This window comes from Neisseria sp. RH3002v2f (assembly GCF_014596375.1).
GTDB lineage: Bacteria > Pseudomonadota > Gammaproteobacteria > Burkholderiales > Neisseriaceae > Neisseria > Neisseria cinerea.
On the sequence record NZ_MAYZ01000021.1, the window covers coordinates 51,208 to 72,592 of the forward strand.

Sequence of the window (21,385 nt, forward strand, 5' to 3'; positions counted from 1 at the left end):
ATAATAAGGTTTTAACCTTAAACGCCACCTACTTCTCATAATGATAATTATTATATATTCAGTTTTTAATACAGACAACCCGAAAACCAAGTCCTTTCCGTTTCCTCATATCCGACTTTGCCTTATAATTGCCTTTTTATACAACAGATTCACCCATGAATTTCCCCAAAACAGCAGCCTCCCTGCTGCTGCTTCTAACCTCGCTGGCTGCGCAAGCACTCGATACCGGCCGCATTCCGCAAAACGAAATCGCCGTATACGTCCAAGAGCTTGACAGCGGAAAAGTCATTATAGACCACCGTGCAGATGTTCCCGTAAACCCCGCCTCCACCATGAAACTTATCACGGCCTTTACCGCCTTCAAAACCTTCGGCAGCAATTATCGCTGGACGACGGCATTTAAAAGCAACGGCAAAGTGAGTAACGGCACGCTCGATGGCGATTTGTACTGGGTAGGCAGTGGCGACCCCGTTTTCGATCAGGAAAACCTGCTTGCCGTCCAACGCCAGTTGCGCGATAAAGGCATCCGCAATATCACGGGACACCTGATACTCGACCACAAGCTGTGGGGCGAAGTTGGCAGTCCCAACGATTTCGAAGCCGACGGCGGCTCTCCTTTTATGACTTCCCCCAATCCGACCATGCTCTCCTCAGGCATGGTCAGAGTCCGTGCCGAACGTAATTCTGCCAACGGTATCGATATCCTCACCAATCCGCCTCTGCCGGATATCCGTGCCCAAAACAGCCTGAAAATTACCTCGGCCAAAGCGTCCTGCCCTTCGGTCAAGAAACTGATGCATGCGTCTTTTACCGATAATATGCTGAAACTGCGCGGCACCATCCCTGAAAGCTGTCTGGGCAAGGCAGTCGATGTCCGAATGTTTCCGCTTGAAGAACTGATTCATCAGAGCTTCACCAACCACTGGCTGCTCGGCGGAGGACAGATTTCAGACGGCATCGGCATATCCGACACGCCGGAAGGCGCACAGACACTTGCACTTGTACACTCCAAACCGATGAAGGAAATTTTGACGGACATGAACAAGCGTTCAGACAATCTGATTGCACGGTCCGTCTTCCTGAAACTGGGCGGCAACGGCAAATTGCCCGCCGTTTCCGACCAGGCGGCGGCGGCCGTCAAGCGCGAGCTTGCCGTTTCAGGTGTTGATGTTGCGGATTTGGTTTTGGAAAACGGTTCCGGTTTGTCGAGGAAAGAGCAGCTGACTGCAAAAATGATGGCGCAAATGCTGGAAAAAGCCTATTTCAGCCCGTTTGCACAAGATTTCATCGACACGCTCCCTATCGCCGGTACAGACGGAACTTTGCGCAACCGCCTCAAACAAAGCGGCGGGCTTCTGCGCCTGAAAACAGGCACGCTCAACAATGTCCGCGCATTGGCAGGCTACTGGCTGGGCGACAAACCGATGGTGGTGGTGGTGGTCATCAACAGCGGACGTGCCGTTTCCCTGCTGCCTGATTTGGACAACTTCGTTTCTAAAAATATCATTCCCGGAGGCGACGGCTGGCTGGATGCAAAACTGATGTGCAAAGAACGCCACACCTGAAACAGGAAAATATAAAAATGCCGTCTGAACTGTTCAGACGGCATTTTTGATGTTCAAACTGAAATTACAGCCCTGCAGCTGCCTTCAGTGCGGCAGCTTTGTCGGTGCGCTCCCAAGTAAATTCAGGCTCTTCGCGGCCGAAGTGTCCGTATGCGGCGGATTTGCCGTAAATCGGGCGCAGCAGGTCGAGCATTTGGACGATGCCTTTAGGACGCAGGTCGAAATGTTCGCGAACTAAGGCAATCAGTTTTTCTTCGCTGATTTTGCCTGTGCCGAAAGTGTCGATGGAAATCGAAGTCGGTTCGGCAACGCCGATGGCGTAGGAAACCTGAATCTGACATTGGGTCGCCAAACCGGCGGCTACGATGTTTTTCGCAACATAGCGGCAAGCGTAAGCGGCGGAACGGTCCACTTTGGACGGATCTTTGCCGGAGAATGCGCCGCCGCCGTGCGGAGCTGCGCCGCCGTAGGTATCGACGATGATTTTACGGCCGGTCAGACCGCAGTCGCCTTGCGGACCGCCGATGACGAAGCGGCCGGTCGGGTTGATCAGGTATTTGGTTTCATCAGTCAGCAGTTCAGACGGCAAAACGGGCTTGATAATCTGCTCAATCACGGCTTTGCTCAGTTCTTCATGGCTGATGGCAGGATCGTGCTGGGTGGACAGGACGACGGTGTCGATGCGTTTTACTTTGCCGGTTTCGCTGTCGTAAACTACGGTCAGCTGGGCTTTTGCGTCGGGACGCAGCCAAGGCAGGCGGCCGTCTTTGCGCAATTCGCTTTGGCGCTGCATCAGACGGTGGCTGTAATAGATGGCAAACGGCATCAGGGTCGGAGTTTCGTCGCAGGCGTAGCCAAACATCAAGCCTTGGTCGCCCGCGCCTTGGTTCAGGTCGATGCCTTCGCCTTCGTTCACGCCTTGGGCGATGTCCGGAGATTGTTGGTCGTAGTACACGCCGACCGCGCAGCCGTTGGCGTCAAAGCCCAGTTCGGACGAGTTGTAGCCGATGCGTTTGATGGTTTCGCGTGCGACTTTGATGTAGTCCACTTGGGCGGTGGTGGTGATTTCGCCCGCCAATACGCACAAGCCTGTGTTGACCAAGGTTTCTGCAGCGACACGCGCTTTGGGGTCTTGCGCCAAGATGGCATCCAAAATCGCATCGGATACTTGGTCGGCAACTTTATCCGGATGGCCTTCGGATACCGATTCGGAAGTAAACAGATATTCGCTCATTGCTATTCTTTCATTAAAAACAGGCTGCCGTGTTTTCAGACGGCCTTTTATTTCAGACAGCGGAAATCATAACAAAAACTCCGCTTTTTCTCTATACAAGTGAGAAACATTCGCACTTTCCTACTGTTTCGGAATCCTGTTGCGCGTTTCTTACAGGCAAAAAAATTCCCGCATTAAGCGGGTTTGGATTGCTCTGGCGAGCCACATCGGTTTTTCAACCGTCCACCTTACCTTTCCGTTTGAAAAGCAGGTTGGCATGGAATTCCCAACTCTTAATGCAGCGCGCATCGTAGCAGAAAAGGCATATTGCCGCAATACTTCCCTTTTTCAGACGGCATGTTTCGTTTACAATTCAGGCTGTTTCCCCCTTGCTTCCCCGTTATGCACATCCTACTGACTGCCCTGCTCAAATCCTTTTCCCTGCTGCCCCTGCCCTTTCTGCACAAATTGGGTGTTTTCCTCGGACATCTGGCGTTTTACCTGCGCAAAGAAGACCGGGAACGCATTATTGTCAATATGCGTCAGGCAGGCATGAATCCCGACCCGAAAACGGTGAAAGCCGTATTTGCGGAAACGGCAAAAAGCGGTTTGGAACTTGCCCTCGCATTTTTCAAAAAACCGGAGGACATCGAAACACTGTTCAAGTCGGTACAGGGTTGGGAATATGTTCAAGAAGCTTTGGACAAACACGAAGGGCTGCTGTTTATCACACCGCACATCGGCAGCTACGACTTAGGGGGGCGATATATCAGCCAACGGCTGCCATTCCCTTTAACCGCCATGTATAAACCGCCGAAAATTAAAGCAATAGACAAAGTGATGCAGGCAGGCAGGGTTCGAGGCAAAGGCAAAACCGCGCCTACCAGCATACAAGGGGTCAAACAAATCATCAAAGCCCTACGTTCGGGCGAAGCAACCATCATCCTGCCCGACCATGTCCCCTCCCCTCAAGAAGGCGGGGAAGGCGTATGGGTGGATTTCTTCGGCAAACCTGCCTATACCATGACGCTGGCGGCAAAACTGGCAAACGTCAAAGGCGTAAGTACGCTGTTTTTTTGCAGCGAACGCCTGCCTGACGGGCAGGGTTTTGCCTTACACATCAGCCCCCTTCAAGGAGAATTGACCGGCGACAAAACCCACGATGCCGCCGTATTCAACCGCAATACCGAATATTGGATACGCCGCTTTCCTACCCAGTATCTGTTCATGTACAACCGCTATAAAGCACCGTAACGAAAATAAAAATGCCGTCTGAACAATTGCAGACGGCATTTTGTCATTTGACGATTTCGGACAACGGCCAGCGCGGGCGTACATTGAATGCACCGGCCTCCCTACCCGTTTTCAAATGCATTGCACCTGCAAAGGCAATCATTGCGCCGTTGTCCGTGCAATATGCCATCGGTGGGAAAAATACATCGACCTTTTCCTCCCGGTTTTTCGGCCTGCCTTTTTGCACAGGTTCTTGCACCGACAAGCTGCCGAACGTTTCGCGCAGCTTCCAATTCGCACCGACACCGCCTGCCACAACCAGCGTTCTGAATCCCGTCTGCAACAAGGCCTTTTTCACTTTTGCCGTCAATACGTCCACAACCGCATCCTGAAATGCGCGGCAAATGTCGTTACGGGTTTGCTCGGGTATGGTTTCCGAACCGTTTGCCTCACGCACTTTTTCAACGGCAGTCAAAACAGCGGTTTTTAATCCCGAAAAACTCATCTGCAAATCGTCGGAATGAATCATCGGGCGTGGAAAAATAAAGGCATCAGGGCTGCCCGATTTGGCAAGTTCGGAAAGCTTTGCGCCGCCCGGATACGGCAATCCGAGCAATTTTGCTGTTTTATCGAATGCCTCGCCGGCCGCATCGTCGACACTTTCTCCTAGAAGTTCGTAATCACCGATTCCCCGTACGGCCATAATCTGAGTATGCCCGCCCGAAACCAGCAGGGCGACAAAAGGAAATTCGGGTTTTTCATCCGCCAACAGGGGGGAAAGTAAATGTCCTTCCAAATGATGGACGGGGATAACGGGTTTATCCAGCGCAAAAGCCAGGGCATTGGCGTAACTCGACCCCGCCAGCAACGCACCGCCCAGACCTGGGCCTTGGGTAAAGGCAACTGCATCGACGTCGCCATACGACACTCCAACTTCCTTCAAGCAACCTTCTGTCAGCGGAACCAATCGTCGTATATGGTCGCGGCTTGCCAATTCCGGCACAACACCGCCATACTCGGCGTGCATTGCCATCTGCGTATGCAAATGATGTGCCAAAAGGCCGCGCTCCGTATCATAAAGCGCGACACCAGTTTCGTCACATGAAGATTCGATTCCTAATACCAACATGATTTAATGCCGTCTGAAAATTGAAGATGTTTTTTAAAAGATTCTATTAAAGGAAATGCCGTCTGAAAGGCCTTCTGCACGATTCGAATATCGTTCGTCTATGATGACTTTTCCCGACGGCTTGTCGGCGTTGTTTCTTTAACTTCAAACGTCGGCTCTCAAATAATCAACTTTATCCGATAGGCAAGCGGTATCGGCATTCTTTGGCAAATCCGATACGCCAACCATGATGCGCTTTTCCCCTGCATCCAGCAGTTTTTCATCTCTCTAATGTATTATTCTGATGATGTTGCCACGATGCCGGTTCTTTATCCCTCACAAGGAATTCATCCGGAACAGAGTTTCCGCGCGAACCCTTAAGATTAAAGCGTTCCATAAGAATGCAGGCCGCTCAGGAACATATTGACCCCGATAAAGGCAAAGGCAGTTACAAACAAGCCGATAATTGCCCACCATGCCAACACGCGTCCGCGCCAACCGGCAACCAACCTCAAATGCAGCCACACGGCATAATTCAACCAAACGATAAACGCCCAAGTCTCTTTCGGGTCCCAACTCCAATAACGGCCCCACGCATCTGCCGCCCACAGCGCACCCAAAATGGTCGCAATGGTAAAAAACAAAAAGCCGACGGCAATCGCCTTATACATAACCTCATCAACCAATGCCGACGGCGGCAGCCACGTCTTCCTTCCCTTCTCTTCCGCATTCAAGGAAACCAGTTCGGCAATAGCCAGCATGGCAGAAATACAAAATGCGCCGTAACCGATAAAGTTTGCCGGAACGTGTATCTTCATCCACCAAGATTGCAATGCCGGAATCAGCGGCTGGATGGTATGAGCCTCACGGGATACGCTGTACCATAATACAAAGCCGACGACGACCGCCATAAAACTGAATACGAAACCGCCTAATTTCTGTATGGCAAACTTACCTTCATAATAAAGATACATCAGCGCGGTAATCACCAAAAACAGGATGAAGACTTCATAAAGGTTGGACACGGGAATATGACCGGCATCCGGACGGAGCAGATAACTTTCGTGCCAACGCACTAAAAGCCCCGTAAATCCGGCCAGTGCCGACACCCACGCAAATACGTTTCCTATACCCAAAAGCGTATTGGTCGGCACATTTTTGACACTTGCCAAAACCGCACCCGAAATATAGGCAAACAAAGCGAAAAAGACGAATGCGCACTGCCACATAATCGCCGACTGACTGCTTAGGAAATACCGCAGCAAAAAACCTTCTGCCGATTTGATGTCGCCTCCGTACAAACCGACGGCAGCATAAGCAAGCAATATGCACAGTGGCACAAACCAGCGTACAGGTTTGAAAAACCAACCCAAAAACACGGCGATACCGGCACTTACCCATAAAATAACCGTTTCATATATATCCATACGGACACCGGATAAAGTCTGTACGAAAACCGTACCCAAAAAAACCAGCGCGGCAAACACCCAATCCCAGATATTCAAATTACGGATAAAAGACTTTCGGACCAGCAGTTCGTGTTCAGGAAGGGTTTTATAGTGTTCAGTCATGATTCAAGTCCTTGCCGAGCCGTTGCAGACTCTCGACATGTTTTGGAAATTCCTTCTGCAAATCCCGTTCGCTGCGGGCAGAAGACATGGCAAAACGGATTTTGCCGTCTGAAAACAATATCCATGCACGCTTTTCCCGCACATAAAACATGAATACCGTACCTAAAACCAATAATACCGAACCGAGATAGACCAAAAGCGAACCGGGCGAGCGGGTCATCTGCAAACCTGAGGAACGCACTTCCGAAAACCCATCCAGTTGCAGCAGCATTGGGGCGGGATATTCCGTCAATCCCGTGTATGCATCCATACTGTGCAGTAAGAAACGGTTTCGCGCTTCATCCTGCTGCCATTCCGGCAATCCGTATCGGCGGATGGTTTCATCCAAAGCTGCGTTCATCACACCATAAAGCATTTCATAAAAATAACCCTGCATTTTCTCCTGCTGCTCTTTCGGAATATTGGTTGTAATAAACTCATCCAATCCCAAATAGCCCTTTCGCGCAAAGATATTCAGCGTATTTTCTGCCGCCAGTATAAACTGTTCCCTGATTTCGGCAGGCGCGTCTTTAGTGGCATCAGATACCAGGCGCTTTAGCCCTTCCCCATCTTTCAAAAACTCGCGCAATGCCATGAAAGTGTCCGCTTTTCCTTGTTTGTCCAAAGGAATACGCAACCAACGGTATTGCTGTTGCAAACCGCTGCGCGTGCCGGTAATCCAAAAATAATCCTGTTCCTGCAAAACCGGCAGCATATAGTTTTTATATTCGACCGCCTGCCCTGCCGCATCACGAATGCGGTAAACAATGGAAGGACCGATATTGGTGTATTTCTTACCTTCCTGAGAGACGGCACGGACATCATTCAAGGTGGAATTCAGACTTTTTTCCCGTTTCCCGTCCTCACTCATGTCCTCCACGTTCATCGAAGTAAACTGATCAAATTCAAGACGGTATTTATTCCTGCCGATATCCAGCGGGAACTGCCGCATAGACGTCGCCTTCAATACAACAGGTTGTCGTGAGGCATCACCCAGATTCCACGCCTTAAATGCCAGATCCGAACCGCCATCCGCAAAGCTTGCCTGATAAATGGTAATACCGTGCAATGTCAGCGGATGATTGACCCGTATGGTCCGCTCGAGTTTCTCACCGGTAGCCTTATCCGTCACCTCAATATCGCTGGCAAAATCTCGCGGCATTCCGGTATTGTAAAAATCAATATGAAATTTTTTTAACTTAACTTCAAAAGGCAGATCCTGAACCAGCATTCCGTTGTCAGCATTCAGGAAAACTACGTCTGCACTTTGCCCTTCGGAAATACTGACATTCCCCCTAAATGACAAATTAGCCGCTCCCAAAATACTTTCGGGTTTGAAATCCTTAGCATAAACCGCCTGATTATCCGGGACAATCCGTCCGGTCAGCATACCCAGCTTCAACAGCAGGTTACTGTCTATCAGACCGCCCAAACAAATGACAATCAAAGCAATATGGGCAAAGATATAGCCCCATTTGTTCATCGTGCCTTTTTTAGCTGCAATCAAAACTGAACCGTCTTCACGGTTAATGGTTTTTCCCTGAAAACCTTGTACTTCCAGATAACGTTTGGCCACCTCGGGCGCAATGTTTACATCCAGCAGCGAAGAGTGGCGCATTGCCGCCAGAGATTTTTCCTTAATCTTTTCCCGGAAAGACTTCATTTCACGCCAAAACGGCGGAACGTTACGGATTAAACACAAACTGGTAGAAACCACCAGAAACATCATGATGACGACAAACCATGCCGAAGCATAGACATCGTACAAACCCAAAAAATCAAAAATCCGAGTCCAAAACGGACCGAATTTAACCAGGTAATCTGTTTGCAACTGATTTTGCTGCAAAACCGTACCGATTACTGACGCAATACCCAACAGGCTGAGCAGGGCGACAGCAAAACGCATCGAACTGAAAAAAGCGAACCACGGATGTAAAAGAAGCGGGGTAGATCTACGGGATTTACTCATTGTGTGTTTCTTCCGCAATCAGGAATATAGAAGACGGAATCGGACAATAAAGGACACTGCTCCGATTCTACTGTCTTGATGCCTTTTATTTCAAGACTATAAAGATGGTTTATATCAATCCCAACAAATGCGATTTAGAAAACTTATCGCAAAATTGTCTGAAGCCGTCTGAAAACCTTTTCAGACGGCTTCTGAAGCAGACTCTTGGATAATTAATGCAAACCCTGGATAAAGTTAGCAACTGCTTTTAAATCTTCTTCGGACATTCGGTTTGCAATATCCGCCATAATGGCATTTTTGCGCTGACCGGATTTATAAGCGTTCATCTGGTCGATAATATATGCCTGATGTTGTCCTCCCAAGCGCGGATAAGCCTGAATCTCACTTCCACCCCCGGGCATACCCGCACCACTCGGACCGTGGCAGGACATACAAGCAGGTAATTTTTTCTCACTCAAACCGCCGCGGTAAATTTTTGCGCCCAATTCGGGATTTTCCTTAGGATTTGCCTCACCAGATTTCGGCTGCTGTTTGGCATAGAATGCGGATACATTCAAAATATCCTGATCGCTCAAATTCATTACCATTGGCTTCATCACAGCTGCCGAACCGTGGGTGCGTTTGCCGTCACGGATACCGATAGTTTGATGATAGATGTAAGCAGTATGCTGTGCCGCCAAACGCGGATACATAGCAATGCCGCTGTTACCGTCTGCTGCATGGCAAGCCGCACAAACCGTTGCGGCAACCTGCTTGCCTTTTTCCACGTCCGCTTTGGGAGATGCGGAAACCGCACCGGCAGCCAAAACAAAGGCCAATAAAGTCAATCGTTTCATGGAGTGCTCCTGATTACAGCATTGGATAATGCAACAATGCTCTTTTTATATTCAAATACGGGATTTTTAATCCGATTAAAACCGATGATTCTGTAAACGTGTTATTCTATACTAAATTTACATTAAATTACTACTCTGTTTCATATAAAACCAACCGCATATTTTTGCTGTCGGTCAAACGGTGGCAGAAAACAAGGATATGCCCATGAATCTTTTTCAAAACGCCAAGTTCTTCACAACGGTCAACCACCTTAAAGACCTGCCCGACACCCCTCTCGAAATTGCCTTTGTCGGTAGGAGTAATGCCGGAAAATCCAGCGCTATCAACACCCTGACAAACCACGTCCGCCTCGCTTATGTTTCCAAGACACCCGGACGGACGCAGCATATCAACTTCTTCGAGCTTCAAAACGGTAATTTCCTGGTTGACCTGCCCGGCTACGGTTATGCACAAGTTCCGGAAGCAATACGGACTCACTGGGTCAAGCTGCTTGGCGATTATCTCCAACAGCGCAAACAGTTGATAGGCCTGATTTTGATTATGGACGCACGTCATCCTCTAAAAGAACTCGACATACGTATGTTGGATTTTTTCCACACCACAGGCCGACCGGTTCACATCCTGCTTTCAAAAGCCGACAAGTTATCCAAAAACGAACAGATTAAAACTCTGTCCCAAGTTAAAAAACTGCTCAAGCCCTACTCTGAAAGGCAGAACATCAGCGTACAGCTGTTTTCCAGCCTGAAAAAACAAGGTTTGGAAGAAGTAAACCAAACAGTTGGAAGCTGGTTTGCTGCAACAGATGTTCCCTTATCCCTTTCGGTAGAAGACTGAACCCATTATACGGAAAATGTATTTACCCCACTTGACCAACCGCAAACATTTAAAAAATTACCTTCCCTAAATATAAAATGCCGTCTGAAAACCTTTTCAGACGGCATTGTCTACAATCTTTAAAACAGGGAATCCAGTTGCGGCTGTTTGGAGCCCGTATTACTTGGCAGTACAGGGGTTTCCTGTACATCTTGACGTACTTCGTCAGCCGCTCCGCGTTCACCGTCTTCAGCCCCTGCCTCTTTATCCTCCCTAATCCGACGGGAGGGTTGCGCTGCGATACCGCTGTTATCTACAACCAAACCCGGATCGGTTACCATGCGTTCCTTCATATAGTATTCACCATTACTGCTGACTACCCCTTCAGGCACTTTCATTCCTTTACCCTGTCCGCCCTTCAGTGCAAAACGCATATAGTCTACCCAAACCGGCACGGCAATCGTGCCGCCATAACCGGCACGCCCCATACTCTTAGGCTTGTCAAAACCAATATATACGGCAGTAACCACATCAGGATTAAAACCGACAAACCACGCATCCTTGTTATCATTGGTTGTACCTGTTTTACCGGCAATATCCGACCTACCCAACGCGGCCGCCCCCCTTGCTGTACCGACGCGGACGACATCCTGCATAATCTTATACATAATATAGGCATTGCGCGGATCAATTGCCTGAGGTGCATTTTGCCCAGCCACCAAGGGTTGCATTTGCGCACGCAACCTGCCGTCGCTGTCATAAATTTTATCGATTACATGCGAAGAGACCCTATACCCCCCGTTTGCAAACACACTATAAGCCTCCGCTATCTTCAAAGGAGTCGTCTCGCCCGTACCTAAAGCCATAGAAAGACTGGCCGGCAGTTCAGACGGTTTAAAGCCGAAACGCTGGATATATTGCTGCGCATAACCCACGCCGATAGACATCAGGATACGGATAGAAACCATATTTTTAGAAGCAGTCAATGCCTGCCTCAAAGTAATATAGCCCGAATATCTGCCGTCTGAATTTTTAGGCGTCCAGACCGAACCGTTTGCACCTTTTCCAGGCAGGGAAATTGGGGCATCGTTAACCATTGTGGAGGCAGTCATACCCTTAGACAAAGCTGCCGAATAAACAAATGGCTTAAATGTAGAACCCGGCTGCCGCATAGCCTGAGCAGCACGGTTGAATGTTTTACTATGGAAATCATAACCGCCGACCAGCGCACGAACCGCACCCGTTTTGGCATCAAGTGAAACCAATGCTCCTTGCAAGAGCGGCTCTTGAACTACCACCCAACGCCCGCCATTGTTCTTAACACGTATAACCGAACCCCTGCGGATACGGCTCTCTCCCATTTTTTCATTATTGACCGCGCGGGCTGCAAAACCTAAGGAACGGCCGTCAAGCGTAACCCGCTTACCACTGGGCAACTGTATGACGACATTTTTCCTTTTAGTCACATCCAATACGACAGCAGGAACCATTTTATCGACGGTATAAAGTCCCGAAAGATATTGACTGACAGTCTCTTCAACATCTTCTCCTTTGCTCAAATCAATATAGCTTTCCGCACCACGATAACTGCTGCCGCGATCAAAATTCCGCAACGCTTTGCGCAACGCCTCTGTCGCTACTTTCTGATGATCGGTACGTACCGTCGTATAAACCTTAAAGCCCTGCGTATAAGCGTCTTCACCATACTTTTCATACAATTCCTGACGCACCATTTCTGCAACATATAGAGCGCTCTGATCAATTTTCTGAACAAACCGCTCATAATGCAGTTCCTCATTCAACGCCTGATCGCGCTGTTGCAAGGTAATCATCTTTTCCTCAAGCATGTTGTTCAAAATATACTTTTGACGCAACTTGGCACGTTCCGGATTGACAATCGGGTTATAGGCAGACGGAGCCTTAGGCAGTCCCGCCAGCATGGCGGCTTCCGCCAGAGTCAACTCTTTGACATCTTTATTAAAATAGATTTGCGCGGCAGACGCGAAACCATAAGCGCGCTGACCCAAATAAATTTGATTGAAATACAGCTCAAGGATTTTATCCTTACTCAAAGACTGCTCGATTTTATAAGCAAGCAACGCCTCATTGAACTTTCGCGTAAATGTCTTTTCACTGCTCAAATAAAAATTCTTCGCCACCTGCTGCGTAATCGTACTTGCACCCGACTGCACCCCGCCGGCCACAATATTGCCAACAACCGCCCTTGCGACACCCCAAACATCCACGCCCCAATGCTGATAAAACCGTTTATCCTCGGCAGCAATAACCGCATTCCTCAATACCTCGGGAAAATCGCCGATTTTTGTAAATTCTCGCCGTTGCTCCCCGTATATACCGATAACCTCTCCATCTGCCGAATAAATAGTTAACGGCATTTTGGGCTGATAATGTTGCAATGAGTCTAAGGAAGGCAATTTCGGATACGTTACCAAAATAGCAATCGCAACCAATCCGACGCCAAACACACACAATCCCAAAACCAACCCAAAACAGGTTGTTACAATCTTTTTAATCATAGTTGAAATGATAATTTACCATTATTAGTATTAAATAAAGTAAAATAGCAACCGATTTCTACAAAGCACAGTGTTAGTGTGCAAAGAACAAGAAATCCATTACGGATACCGAAACGGTTACTCACTGTACAAATAACGCAGGAATCTTCATTATGCGCTTGTTTAAAAGCTTGAAAACCCCTAAAAAAACAGATGCCAAGCTCCCTAAGAAATCTTCGGGATTCAATAATCATGCAGCAATCGGCATTGATATCGACCAGTATTCTATCAAAATGGTTCAATTGTCAGGACGTAGTTTAAACCAAATTCAGCTGGAAAAATACGTCATCGTCAAATTACCAAAGAATATCGTCCAAGACAATAAAATTCAAAACCACGGACAATTTGTTACATATTTGCAACAGGCGTATGTCAAACTGAACAGCACATGCAAAAATATTATCGCTGCTATTCCACAAAATCTGGCAACGACAGAACAATTGACCTACACAACAAAAGATACAGATTTGGACTTGGAAGAATTTGTAGAATCCGCCATCTCTGAAATAAGTTCCTTAGAGGAAGTCAATTACGACTATCAGGTTCTAACCCCTCCTTCTGCCAATCAGACCATTTTAGCCGTAGCATCAAGAAAAGATGATATCGAACCGCTAATTGAAGCTTTTAACGAAGCTGGTATGAAATTATCTGCACTTGATGTAGATATTTTTGGGCAGTACAACGCCTATACCCTATGGATAAATAACTTTAATCCGGAACTTACTGGAGAAAAAGTCGCCATTTTCGGCGTATACGCGACACAAACCTATGCCTTAGTCATTCAAAACGGTAAAATCCTGTATAAACAGGAGACCCCTATCAGCGAGAAACAGCTCAACCAACTCATCCAACGCACCTATCAGGTAACAGAGGAAAAAGCCGAAGAAATCATTAACTCCCCTCAAAAACCTTCTGATTACCAAGAAACTGTGGCTGTTCATTTCAACCAGCAAATTACCCAAGAAATACAAAGGGTTTTACAGTTTTATTACACTACGCAAACTGCGGATGATATGACTAATATCAAACACATCCTGCTAACAGGTGCGGCAACACGCCAAAAAGGTATTGCACAAACCATAGCCTCTCAAACGAACGCAGAGGTACAGTGTATCCATCCTGCAAGCTATTTTGCAGACAACCTCAAAATAGATAAAAAACAATTCGAACTTGATGCGCCTATATTAACTACAGCGTTCGGTTTAGCTGCACGGGGACTATAACTATGAATAATCTAATTAAAATTAACCTTCTTCCCTACAGGGAGGAAATCAACAAGCGTAAACAGCAACAATTCAAAACGCTTATGTATGGTGCCGTATTAATTGGCCTCGCTTCCGTTGCGGGAACTTACCTGTTTATTGACAACATGACCAATAACCAGTTGGAAAGGAATACCCTTCTAGAAACCTCTATCGCGCACTTGGACAGTGAATTGACTGAAATCCAAAAACTAAAACAAGAAAAAGATGCTTTCCTGCTTAAGAAAAATAAAATTGAGGAGCTTCAACTCAAACGCCTCCAAGCAGCAAAAATCCTTGACAGTCTAAACGAAACCATTCCTGACAATACCTATCTGACTTCACTGGAGGCCGTTACTTCCGACTCTTACCGACTGAACGGCAGAACGTCCAGTGACAACCGTGTTGCCAATATGATGAGGGCTATGCCGAATACAGGTATATTTAACCAACCTGAATTGTTAAGTATTAAGAAAAACAATTCATACCAAGAATTTACCCTACAAGCAACATTAAACCCCATCGTAAAGGCTTCTGAGACTGCAAAAAACCCTGCTCCGGAAAATACACAGGAGACAAACTAAATGGCTTCCAAATCAATGAAAAATTTAGATTTCAACAATCTTCATCTACTCAACCTCCCCTCAAAGCTGTTTATAGTCCTAATAATTATTGCCGCCATGCTGGGATTGGGTTATATCGGCTTATTCAAAAATCAGATTGAATCCCTGGAAGAGTATGAAGCAAAAGAGGTTGAGCTGAAAAATACCTATAAACAGAAAAGTATTGATGCAGCCAGTCTAAACAACCTGAGAGATGAACTGGCCGCCATCCGTTCTGCTTTTAACATCATGTTGAAACAATTGCCGACCGATGCCGAAATTCCTAATTTGGTACAAGAGCTTCACCAAGCAGGCTCAAGCAACGGGCTGCGTTTGGACAGTGTTATGCCGCAACCACCCGTTGATGACGGTCCTATAAAAAGACTACCCTACTCTATTTCCATTACAGGAAATTACGATCAAATCAGCCAATTTACCCGCGATGTAGGCAGTTTATCCCGGATTATTACCCTTGAATCGCTGAAAATCGTTCAATCTGCAGAAAATGGAGATAATTCAGACGGCAAAAGCAGCATACTAAATTTAAGTGCCATTGCTACAACCTATAAAGCAAAATCCGTAGAAGAACTTGCCGCAGAAGCTGCACAGCAGCAGGCTGATAAGGCAGCACAAGATACTGAACAAAAATAACTTATGTTAGGGAAACCATGAAACACTATGCCTTACTCATCAGCTTTCTGGCTCTCTCCGCATGTTCCCAAGGTTCCGAAGACCTAAACGAATGGATGGCGCAGACACAACGTGAAGCCAAAGCAGAAATCATACCTTTCCAAGCACCCACCCTCCCGGTTGCACCAGTATATAACCCGCCACAACCCACAGGGTTCAACGCGTTCGACTTCCGCCGGATGGAGACCGTAAAAAAAGGAGGAAATGCTCCCGATACAAACCGTGTTAAAGAAACACTGGAAAAATTCAGTTTAGAAAATATGCGTTATGTCGGTATATTAAAATCTAAACAAAAAGTATCCGGCTTTATCGAAGTCGAAGGTTATGTCTATACTGTCGGTGTCGGAAACTATTTAGGACAAAATTACGGTAGAATCCAAAGTATTACCGAAAACAGTATCATCTTGAACGAATTGATAGAAGACAGCACAGGCAACTGGGTCTCCCGCAAAGCAGAACTGCCACTGCAACCTTCCGACAAAAATACCGATACCGAACAAACGGCAGCATCTGCCAATGAGCAAAATTAAGAAGGGGATTATTCCAAATGAATACAAAACTGACAAAAATTATTTCCGGTCTGTTTATCGCAACCGCAGCCTTTCAGACGGCATCGGCAGGAAACATCACAGATATTAAGGTTTCTTCCTTACCCAGTAAACAAAAAATCATCAAAGTCAGCTTTGATAAAGAGGTTGTGAGTCCTACCGGTTTTGTAACCTCCTCGCCTGCGCGTATTGCTTTAGACTTTGAACAAACCGGCATTTCTATGGATCAACAGGTTCTTGAATATGCAGATTCCCTGTTAAACAAAATTAGTGCTGCTCAAAACAGTAACCGTGCACGCCTGGTCCTTAATTTAAACAAACCAAGCCAGTACAATACCGAAGTACGAGGAAACGAAGTTTGGATTCTTATTAATGAGTCTTCCGATACCACATCAGCTCCTGTACGTACACCCGTACAAACCATGCCGCGAACACAACCTTCCGCTCCGTTCAGCGAATCTGTAGTATCCGTATCCGCACCGTTTAGTCCTGCCGCAACGCAACAAACGACTGCAATGCCGGCAAAACAAACCAATATCGACTTCCGCAAAGACAGTAAGAATGCCGGTATAGTCGAATTGGCTGCCTTAGGATTTTCCGGACAACCCGACATCCGCCAACAACGTGACCGAGTAATCATTACCCTGAAAAACCACACACTGACAACTGCACAACAACGCAGCCTGGACGTGGCAGACTTCAAAACACCGGTACAAAACGTTACACTGAAACGTATTAACAACGATACCCAACTCATTATCAAAATGACCGGAAATTGGGAATTTATCAACAAATCCGCATCTGCAGGACATTTTACCTTTCAAATTCTACCTAAAAAACAAAACATTGAATCTAATGGCTTAAACAACGCACCCAAAGTCTTCAAAGGCAGAAAAATCTCCCTTGACTTCCAAGATGTCGAAGTTCGCACCATCTTGCAAATTTTAGCAAAAGAATCCGGTACCAATATCGTTGCCAGCGATACCGTCAACGGTAAAATGACCCTCTCCCTTAAAGACGTACCTTGGGATCAGGCCCTGGATTTGGTTATGCAGGCACGTAATCTGGATATGCGCCAGCAAGGAAATATTATCAACATCGCACCCCGCGACGAGCTGCTTGCCAAAGATAAAGCCTTCCTACAGGCAGAAAAAGAAATTGCCGAACTCGGTTCCCTCTATTCTCAGAACTTCCAATTAAAATATAAAAATGTGGAAGAGTTCCGCAAAATCCTCCGCTTGGACGAAATTGACACTAACAACTCACGCAATACGCTTCTAAGCAACCGTGGCAGTGCATTGATTGACCCTGCCACCAACACCCTGATTGTTACCGATACCCGCAGCGTCATTGAGAAATTCCGCAAACTGATTGACGAATTGGACGTACCTGCGCAACAAGTTATGATTGAAGCGCGTATCGTTGAAGCAACCGACGGTTTCGCACGCGACTTGGGTGTAAAATTCGGTTACGGAGGTACCGAACGACAAACCGCATGGGGATTCAACTCCGGAAGCGGTGGGATTTCCGCAGCAAATAACGGCGGAACAGGCGGCAATATCGGAACATCCAGCGGACGTTGGTCGGTCAACACCAACATCAACCTGCCGGTTGCCGCTGCCGCAAACAGCATCGCACTGGTACGCGCACTTTCGTCCGGTGCCCTGAACTTGGAGCTGTCCGCGTCTGAGCAACTTTCCAAAACCAAAACACTTGCCAATCCGCGCGTACTGACCCAAAACCGTCAGGAAGCCAAAATCGAATCAGGTACGGAAATTCCCTACCAAGATACTTCGACATCAGGTAACAACACCACCACGACTACAACCTTCAAAAAAGCCGTCTTAGGCTTGGTTGTTACCCCGAATATCACGCCTGACGGTCAAATCATCATGAATGTCAAAATCAATAAAGACACTCCGATTGACTGTCGTGTGAAAAACGAAGCAACCAAATGTATCCAAACCAAAAATCTGGATACTCAAGCAATGGTTGAAAACGGCGGCACATTGATTGTCGGCGGCATTTATGAAGAAGAAAACGGTAATACGCTGACCAAAATCCCCTTGTTGGGTGATATTCCCGTCATCGGCAACCTGTTCAAAACGCGCCAAAACAACCAAAGCCGTCGCGAACTGCTGATTTTCATTACTCCGAGAATCATGGATACGGTCGGTAGCAACCTGCGCTATTAATCCGTAAAAAAGGGCATATGTTTTACAGCATATGCCCTTTTTTTTATCTAAAATACAACATCCGTCAAAATACCGCCTGAAACTGAATTACCATCCCGATACACCTTAAGCCCCTACCAGTCCTGCCAATATCGTATAAAATTACGCCATGAAAAATTTTACCGACAAACTTATCCTCATCGGGCTGATGGGTGCTGGCAAAACCACCCTGGGCAGACAGGTTGCCCGCTCCCTAAATTACTGCTTTTACGACTGCGACCATGAAGTTTCGGCAGCCGCCGGCGTTTCCATCCCGACCATATTTGAAATGGAAGGAGAACAGGGATTCCGTTCGCGCGAAACCGCCATGCTCAAAAAGCTGGTTATCCTGCCCCATATCGTCCTATCCACCGGCGGCGGTGCCGTTTTGAAAGAAGAAAACCGCAATTTAATCCGCAAAAGCGGAACGGTCGTCTATCTGCACGCGCAACCTGAAACACTCCTCGAACGGACGCGCTGCGACAGTAACCGCCCCCTTTTACAAGTTGCCGATCCCTTAGGCAGATTGCGCGAACTCTACACCGCACGCGACCCGCTTTACAGGCAAACCGCCGACTTCACCGTCGAATCGGGAAACTGCCGGCAAACCATACAAACCCTGCTCAACCTTTTATCCGAATAAAAAACCGACGCATGAAAACACTGAACGTACACGCACCTTCGCACACCTACCCTATCTTTATCGGCAACGGACTGATACGGCAGGCCGGCAGCCTGCTCCAACCGTATCTTGGCAAGCGTGCCGCCATCATTACCAATAAAACCGTTGCCCCGCTTTATCTTCATACGCTTCAGACGGCATTAGACGAGGCAGGCATTCCCCATTTCAGCATTATCCTGCCCGACGGGGAAATATATAAAAATTGGCAGACGCTCAACCTTATTTTTGACGGACTGATTCAAAACCGCGCCGAACGCAAAACCACGCTGATTGCGCTGGGCGGCGGCGTTATCGGCGACATGGTCGGCTTTGCCGCCGCCACCTACCAGCGCGGTGCCCCATTCATTCAAATACCGACTACGCTGTTAAGCCAGGTTGACTCATCGGTTGGCGGCAAAACCGCCATCAACCACCCGCTCGGCAAAAATATGATCGGCGCGTTTTACCAGCCGCAGGCGGTGCTTGCCGACTTGGGTACGCTGCACACCCTGCCCGTCCGCGAATTGTCCGCCGGTATGGCGGAAGTCATCAAATACGGTGCGCTCGGCGACATCGTTTTTTTCGAATGGCTCGAACAAAACATATCCGGACTGATGACGCTCGATAAAGAAAAACTCGCCGAAGCCGTGTACCGTTGCTGCCAAATGAAGGCAGACATCGTCGCACAGGACGAGACCGAACAAGGCATACGCGCATGGCTCAACCTCGGACACACCTTCGGACACGCCATTGAAACCGAGATGGGTTACGGCACTTGGCTGCATGGAGAAGCCGTCGCCGCCGGCTGCGTTTTAGCCGGGCGTTTGTCCGAACAACTGGGCAACACCTCCGCTGCAGATACCGCACGGCTTGCCGCCCTGTTTGAAGCCGCCAGACTGCCGTCCGCACCGCCCGTGTTCCCATTCGAAAAATGGCTCGAACATATGAGCCACGATAAAAAAGTCAGCGGCGGCGTGATGCGCTTCATCGGATTAAAGAGGCTGGGAGAAGCCGTCATTACCGAAATCACTGATACGGACATCCTCGGGCGCACCCTGCAACCCTATCTCTGATTCCCGATAATAATGCCGTCTGAAGCGTTCAGACGGCATTTTCAGTTCGGAGTATAATCCGACTACTATATGAACGACTTGGACAAACCATGTGTCAACTGCTGGGCATGAACTGCAATACGCCGACCGATATTATGTTTTCCTTTGAAGGATTCCGCCGCAGGGGCGGCATTACCGACCATCATGCCGACGGTTTCGGCATCGGGTTCTTCGAAGGCAAAGGCGTGCGCCTGTTCCATGACGACAAGCCGAGTGCAAACTCCCCCGTCGCCGACCTCGTGCGCGCCTACCAGATTAAATCGGAAAACGTCGTCGCCCATATCCGCAAAGCATCGCAAGGACAAACCTCGCTGGCGAACACACATCCCTTTATGCGCGAAATGTGGGGCGGCTACTGGCTGTTTGCACACAACGGGCATTTGGTCGACTTCTTTCCCACACAGGGCGAATTCTTCCATCCCGTCGGCACCACCGACTCCGAACGCGCATTCTGCCACATCCTCAACCGCCTCCGCACCCGCTTCGACACACGTCCCGACGACGAAACCCTGTTCGACGCCATTGCCGGGCTGACGCACGAAATCCGCAAATTCGGACTGTTTAACTTCGTCTTGTCCGACGGCGTATCACTGTTTGCCCACGCCAGCACACTGCTGCACTACATCATCCGCCAAGCCCCGTTCGGCAAGGCACGCCTGCTCGACGACGATGTAATGGTCGATTTTGCCGAAGTAACCACGCCGGACGACCGCGTCGCCGTTATCGCCACCCTGCCGCTGACCCGCGACGAATCATGGTCCCAACTTGCCGTGAACGAACTGGTCATGTTCCGCGAAGGCAAAATTATTTTAAACGACCGACCCCGTAACCCCGTCTATATGAGTACCGAAGAAGGTCTGGAAATCGCACGCGCAGCCGGCGTATCGGTTTGATTCAGACGGCATCAGGGAGGAAATACCATGAAATGCCCGTTTTGCAGCCATCCGGACACCAGAGTTGCCGATTCCCGCCTGATGGAAGAGCGCAATACCGTCCGCCGCCGCCGCCACTGCCCCAGCTGCGGCAAACGCTTCGGCACACTCGAAACCGTCGAATTCAAAATGCCCTCAATCACCGGCCATGACAAAAAACGCCGTCCTTTCGACAGAAGGAAGCTTCATGCCGACCTGACCGCTGCCGTCCGCAAATGCACCGGCCCGGAGCAAATCGACGAGATTGTCCGCCTGACGGAATACAGGCTGTACAATTCAGGTTTGCGCGACATATCCTCCAGCGAACTTGCCGACATGGTGCTAAAAGAGCTGCTTGAGCACAACACGGAAGCCGCCGTCCGCTTCGCCACCCTGCACAAACGCTTCGACAGCACGGAACATTTCGCCTCGTGGCTGGCGCAAGCCGTCAAAACAGGCGGCAAAGCCTGACTCCTCCCAAAC

General features: G+C 48.3%; 17 protein-coding genes, 2 pseudogenes and 1 riboswitch. Of the genes and pseudogenes, 13 read left to right on the plus strand and 6 right to left on the minus strand.

The features are described 5' to 3' along the window. The first annotated feature begins 155 nt into the window (after positions 1 to 155). Positions 156 to 1,565, plus strand: coding sequence for a D-alanyl-D-alanine carboxypeptidase/D-alanyl-D-alanine-endopeptidase (gene dacB, locus BBW69_RS05400; RefSeq protein ID WP_188210665.1), 1,410 nt, complete (start codon positions 156 to 158; stop codon positions 1,563 to 1,565). Positions 1,566 to 1,629: 64 nt separating this feature from the next. On the opposite strand, the gene metK is transcribed toward dacB, so the two are convergent. Next, positions 1,630 to 2,799: a methionine adenosyltransferase gene (gene metK / locus BBW69_RS05405; protein WP_003676347.1), complete on the minus strand. Its 1,170-nt coding sequence runs from the start codon at positions 2,797 to 2,799 to the stop codon at positions 1,630 to 1,632. A 173-nt stretch (positions 2,800 to 2,972) separates the two neighbouring features. Then, a riboswitch (SAM-I-IV-variant riboswitch) is annotated at positions 2,973 to 3,083 on the minus strand. 97 nt (positions 3,084 to 3,180) lie between these two features. Here metK and BBW69_RS05410 point away from each other — a divergent pair. After that, positions 3,181 to 4,032 (plus strand): lysophospholipid acyltransferase family protein, encoded by an 852-nt coding sequence (locus BBW69_RS05410; RefSeq protein ID WP_003676350.1) that lies wholly within the window; start codon positions 3,181 to 3,183, stop codon positions 4,030 to 4,032. 43 nt (positions 4,033 to 4,075) lie between these two features. Here the strand turns inward: BBW69_RS05410 and tsaD are convergent, their stop codons facing one another. The 4 genes from tsaD to BBW69_RS05430 all read right to left on the minus strand — a co-directional run bounded on the left by tsaD (position 4,076) and on the right by BBW69_RS05430 (position 9,534). Beyond that, positions 4,076 to 5,140 (minus strand): tRNA (adenosine(37)-N6)-threonylcarbamoyltransferase complex transferase subunit TsaD, encoded by a 1,065-nt coding sequence (tsaD, locus tag BBW69_RS05415; RefSeq protein WP_107859401.1) that lies wholly within the window; start codon positions 5,138 to 5,140, stop codon positions 4,076 to 4,078. A 362-nt stretch (positions 5,141 to 5,502) separates the two neighbouring features. Beyond that, complete coding sequence (ccsB, locus tag BBW69_RS05420) at positions 5,503 to 6,690, minus strand: c-type cytochrome biogenesis protein CcsB (RefSeq protein ID WP_107859402.1); 1,188 nt, start codon at positions 6,688 to 6,690, stop codon at positions 5,503 to 5,505. Continuing rightward, a complete protein-coding gene (locus BBW69_RS05425; protein ID WP_188210759.1) occupies positions 6,683 to 8,635 on the minus strand; it encodes a cytochrome c biogenesis protein ResB in 1,953 nt (650 codons plus the stop codon). The genes ccsB and BBW69_RS05425 overlap by 8 nt, the downstream gene beginning before the upstream one ends. Positions 8,636 to 8,910: 275 nt before the next feature. Beyond that, positions 8,911 to 9,534 (minus strand): cytochrome c4, encoded by a 624-nt coding sequence (locus tag BBW69_RS05430; protein ID WP_107859404.1) that lies wholly within the window; start codon positions 9,532 to 9,534, stop codon positions 8,911 to 8,913. A 205-nt stretch (positions 9,535 to 9,739) separates the two neighbouring features. Between BBW69_RS05430 and yihA the strand changes: the two genes are divergently transcribed. Further along, positions 9,740 to 10,369 carry a ribosome biogenesis GTP-binding protein YihA/YsxC gene (yihA, locus tag BBW69_RS05435; RefSeq protein WP_107959815.1) on the plus strand — a complete coding sequence of 210 codons (630 nt, stop codon included), beginning with the start codon at positions 9,740 to 9,742 and terminating at the stop codon, positions 10,367 to 10,369. A 119-nt stretch (positions 10,370 to 10,488) separates the two neighbouring features. Here the strand turns inward: yihA and BBW69_RS05440 are convergent, their stop codons facing one another. Then, positions 10,489 to 12,885 carry a penicillin-binding protein 1A gene (locus tag BBW69_RS05440; RefSeq protein ID WP_188210666.1) on the minus strand — a complete coding sequence of 799 codons (2,397 nt, stop codon included), beginning with the start codon at positions 12,883 to 12,885 and terminating at the stop codon, positions 10,489 to 10,491. A gap of 152 nt (positions 12,886 to 13,037) precedes the next feature. Between BBW69_RS05440 and pilM the strand changes: the two genes are divergently transcribed. From pilM to BBW69_RS05485, 10 genes and pseudogenes are all read left to right on the plus strand, one after another. After that, the gene (gene pilM, locus BBW69_RS05445) at positions 13,038 to 14,147 is read left to right on the plus strand and encodes a type IV pilus biogenesis protein PilM (RefSeq protein ID WP_107959811.1); all 1,110 of its coding nucleotides are present in this window, start codon (positions 13,038 to 13,040) and stop codon (positions 14,145 to 14,147) included. Between the two features lie 2 nt (positions 14,148 to 14,149). After that, positions 14,150 to 14,749, plus strand: a complete 600-nt coding sequence (locus BBW69_RS05450) for a PilN domain-containing protein (protein ID WP_188210667.1) — start codon at positions 14,150 to 14,152, stop codon at positions 14,747 to 14,749. Beyond that, complete coding sequence (locus tag BBW69_RS05455; RefSeq protein WP_107859408.1) at positions 14,750 to 15,418, plus strand: type 4a pilus biogenesis protein PilO; 669 nt, start codon at positions 14,750 to 14,752, stop codon at positions 15,416 to 15,418. Positions 15,419 to 15,435: 17 nt separating this feature from the next. Continuing rightward, positions 15,436 to 15,987 (plus strand): pilus assembly protein PilP, encoded by a 552-nt coding sequence (locus tag BBW69_RS05460; protein WP_107859409.1) that lies wholly within the window; start codon positions 15,436 to 15,438, stop codon positions 15,985 to 15,987. 17 nt (positions 15,988 to 16,004) lie between these two features. Beyond that, a pseudogene (locus BBW69_RS10130) lies at positions 16,005 to 16,412 on the plus strand (AMIN domain-containing protein); the annotation flags it as partial. Between the two features lie 27 nt (positions 16,413 to 16,439). After that, a pseudogene (locus BBW69_RS05465) lies at positions 16,440 to 18,200 on the plus strand (type IV pilus secretin PilQ); the annotation flags it as partial. A gap of 148 nt (positions 18,201 to 18,348) precedes the next feature. Further along, positions 18,349 to 18,861, plus strand: coding sequence for a shikimate kinase (locus BBW69_RS05470; RefSeq protein WP_107859411.1), 513 nt, complete (start codon positions 18,349 to 18,351; stop codon positions 18,859 to 18,861). An 11-nt stretch (positions 18,862 to 18,872) separates the two neighbouring features. After that, on the plus strand, positions 18,873 to 19,952 hold the full coding sequence (gene aroB / locus BBW69_RS05475) for a 3-dehydroquinate synthase (protein WP_188210669.1): 1,080 nt from the start codon (positions 18,873 to 18,875) through the stop codon (positions 19,950 to 19,952). 89 nt (positions 19,953 to 20,041) lie between these two features. Further along, positions 20,042 to 20,884 (plus strand): class II glutamine amidotransferase, encoded by an 843-nt coding sequence (locus BBW69_RS05480; protein ID WP_188210670.1) that lies wholly within the window; start codon positions 20,042 to 20,044, stop codon positions 20,882 to 20,884. A 27-nt stretch (positions 20,885 to 20,911) separates the two neighbouring features. Further along, positions 20,912 to 21,373: a transcriptional regulator NrdR gene (locus BBW69_RS05485; protein ID WP_188210671.1), complete on the plus strand. Its 462-nt coding sequence runs from the start codon at positions 20,912 to 20,914 to the stop codon at positions 21,371 to 21,373. Positions 21,374 to 21,385 lie beyond the last annotated feature (12 nt).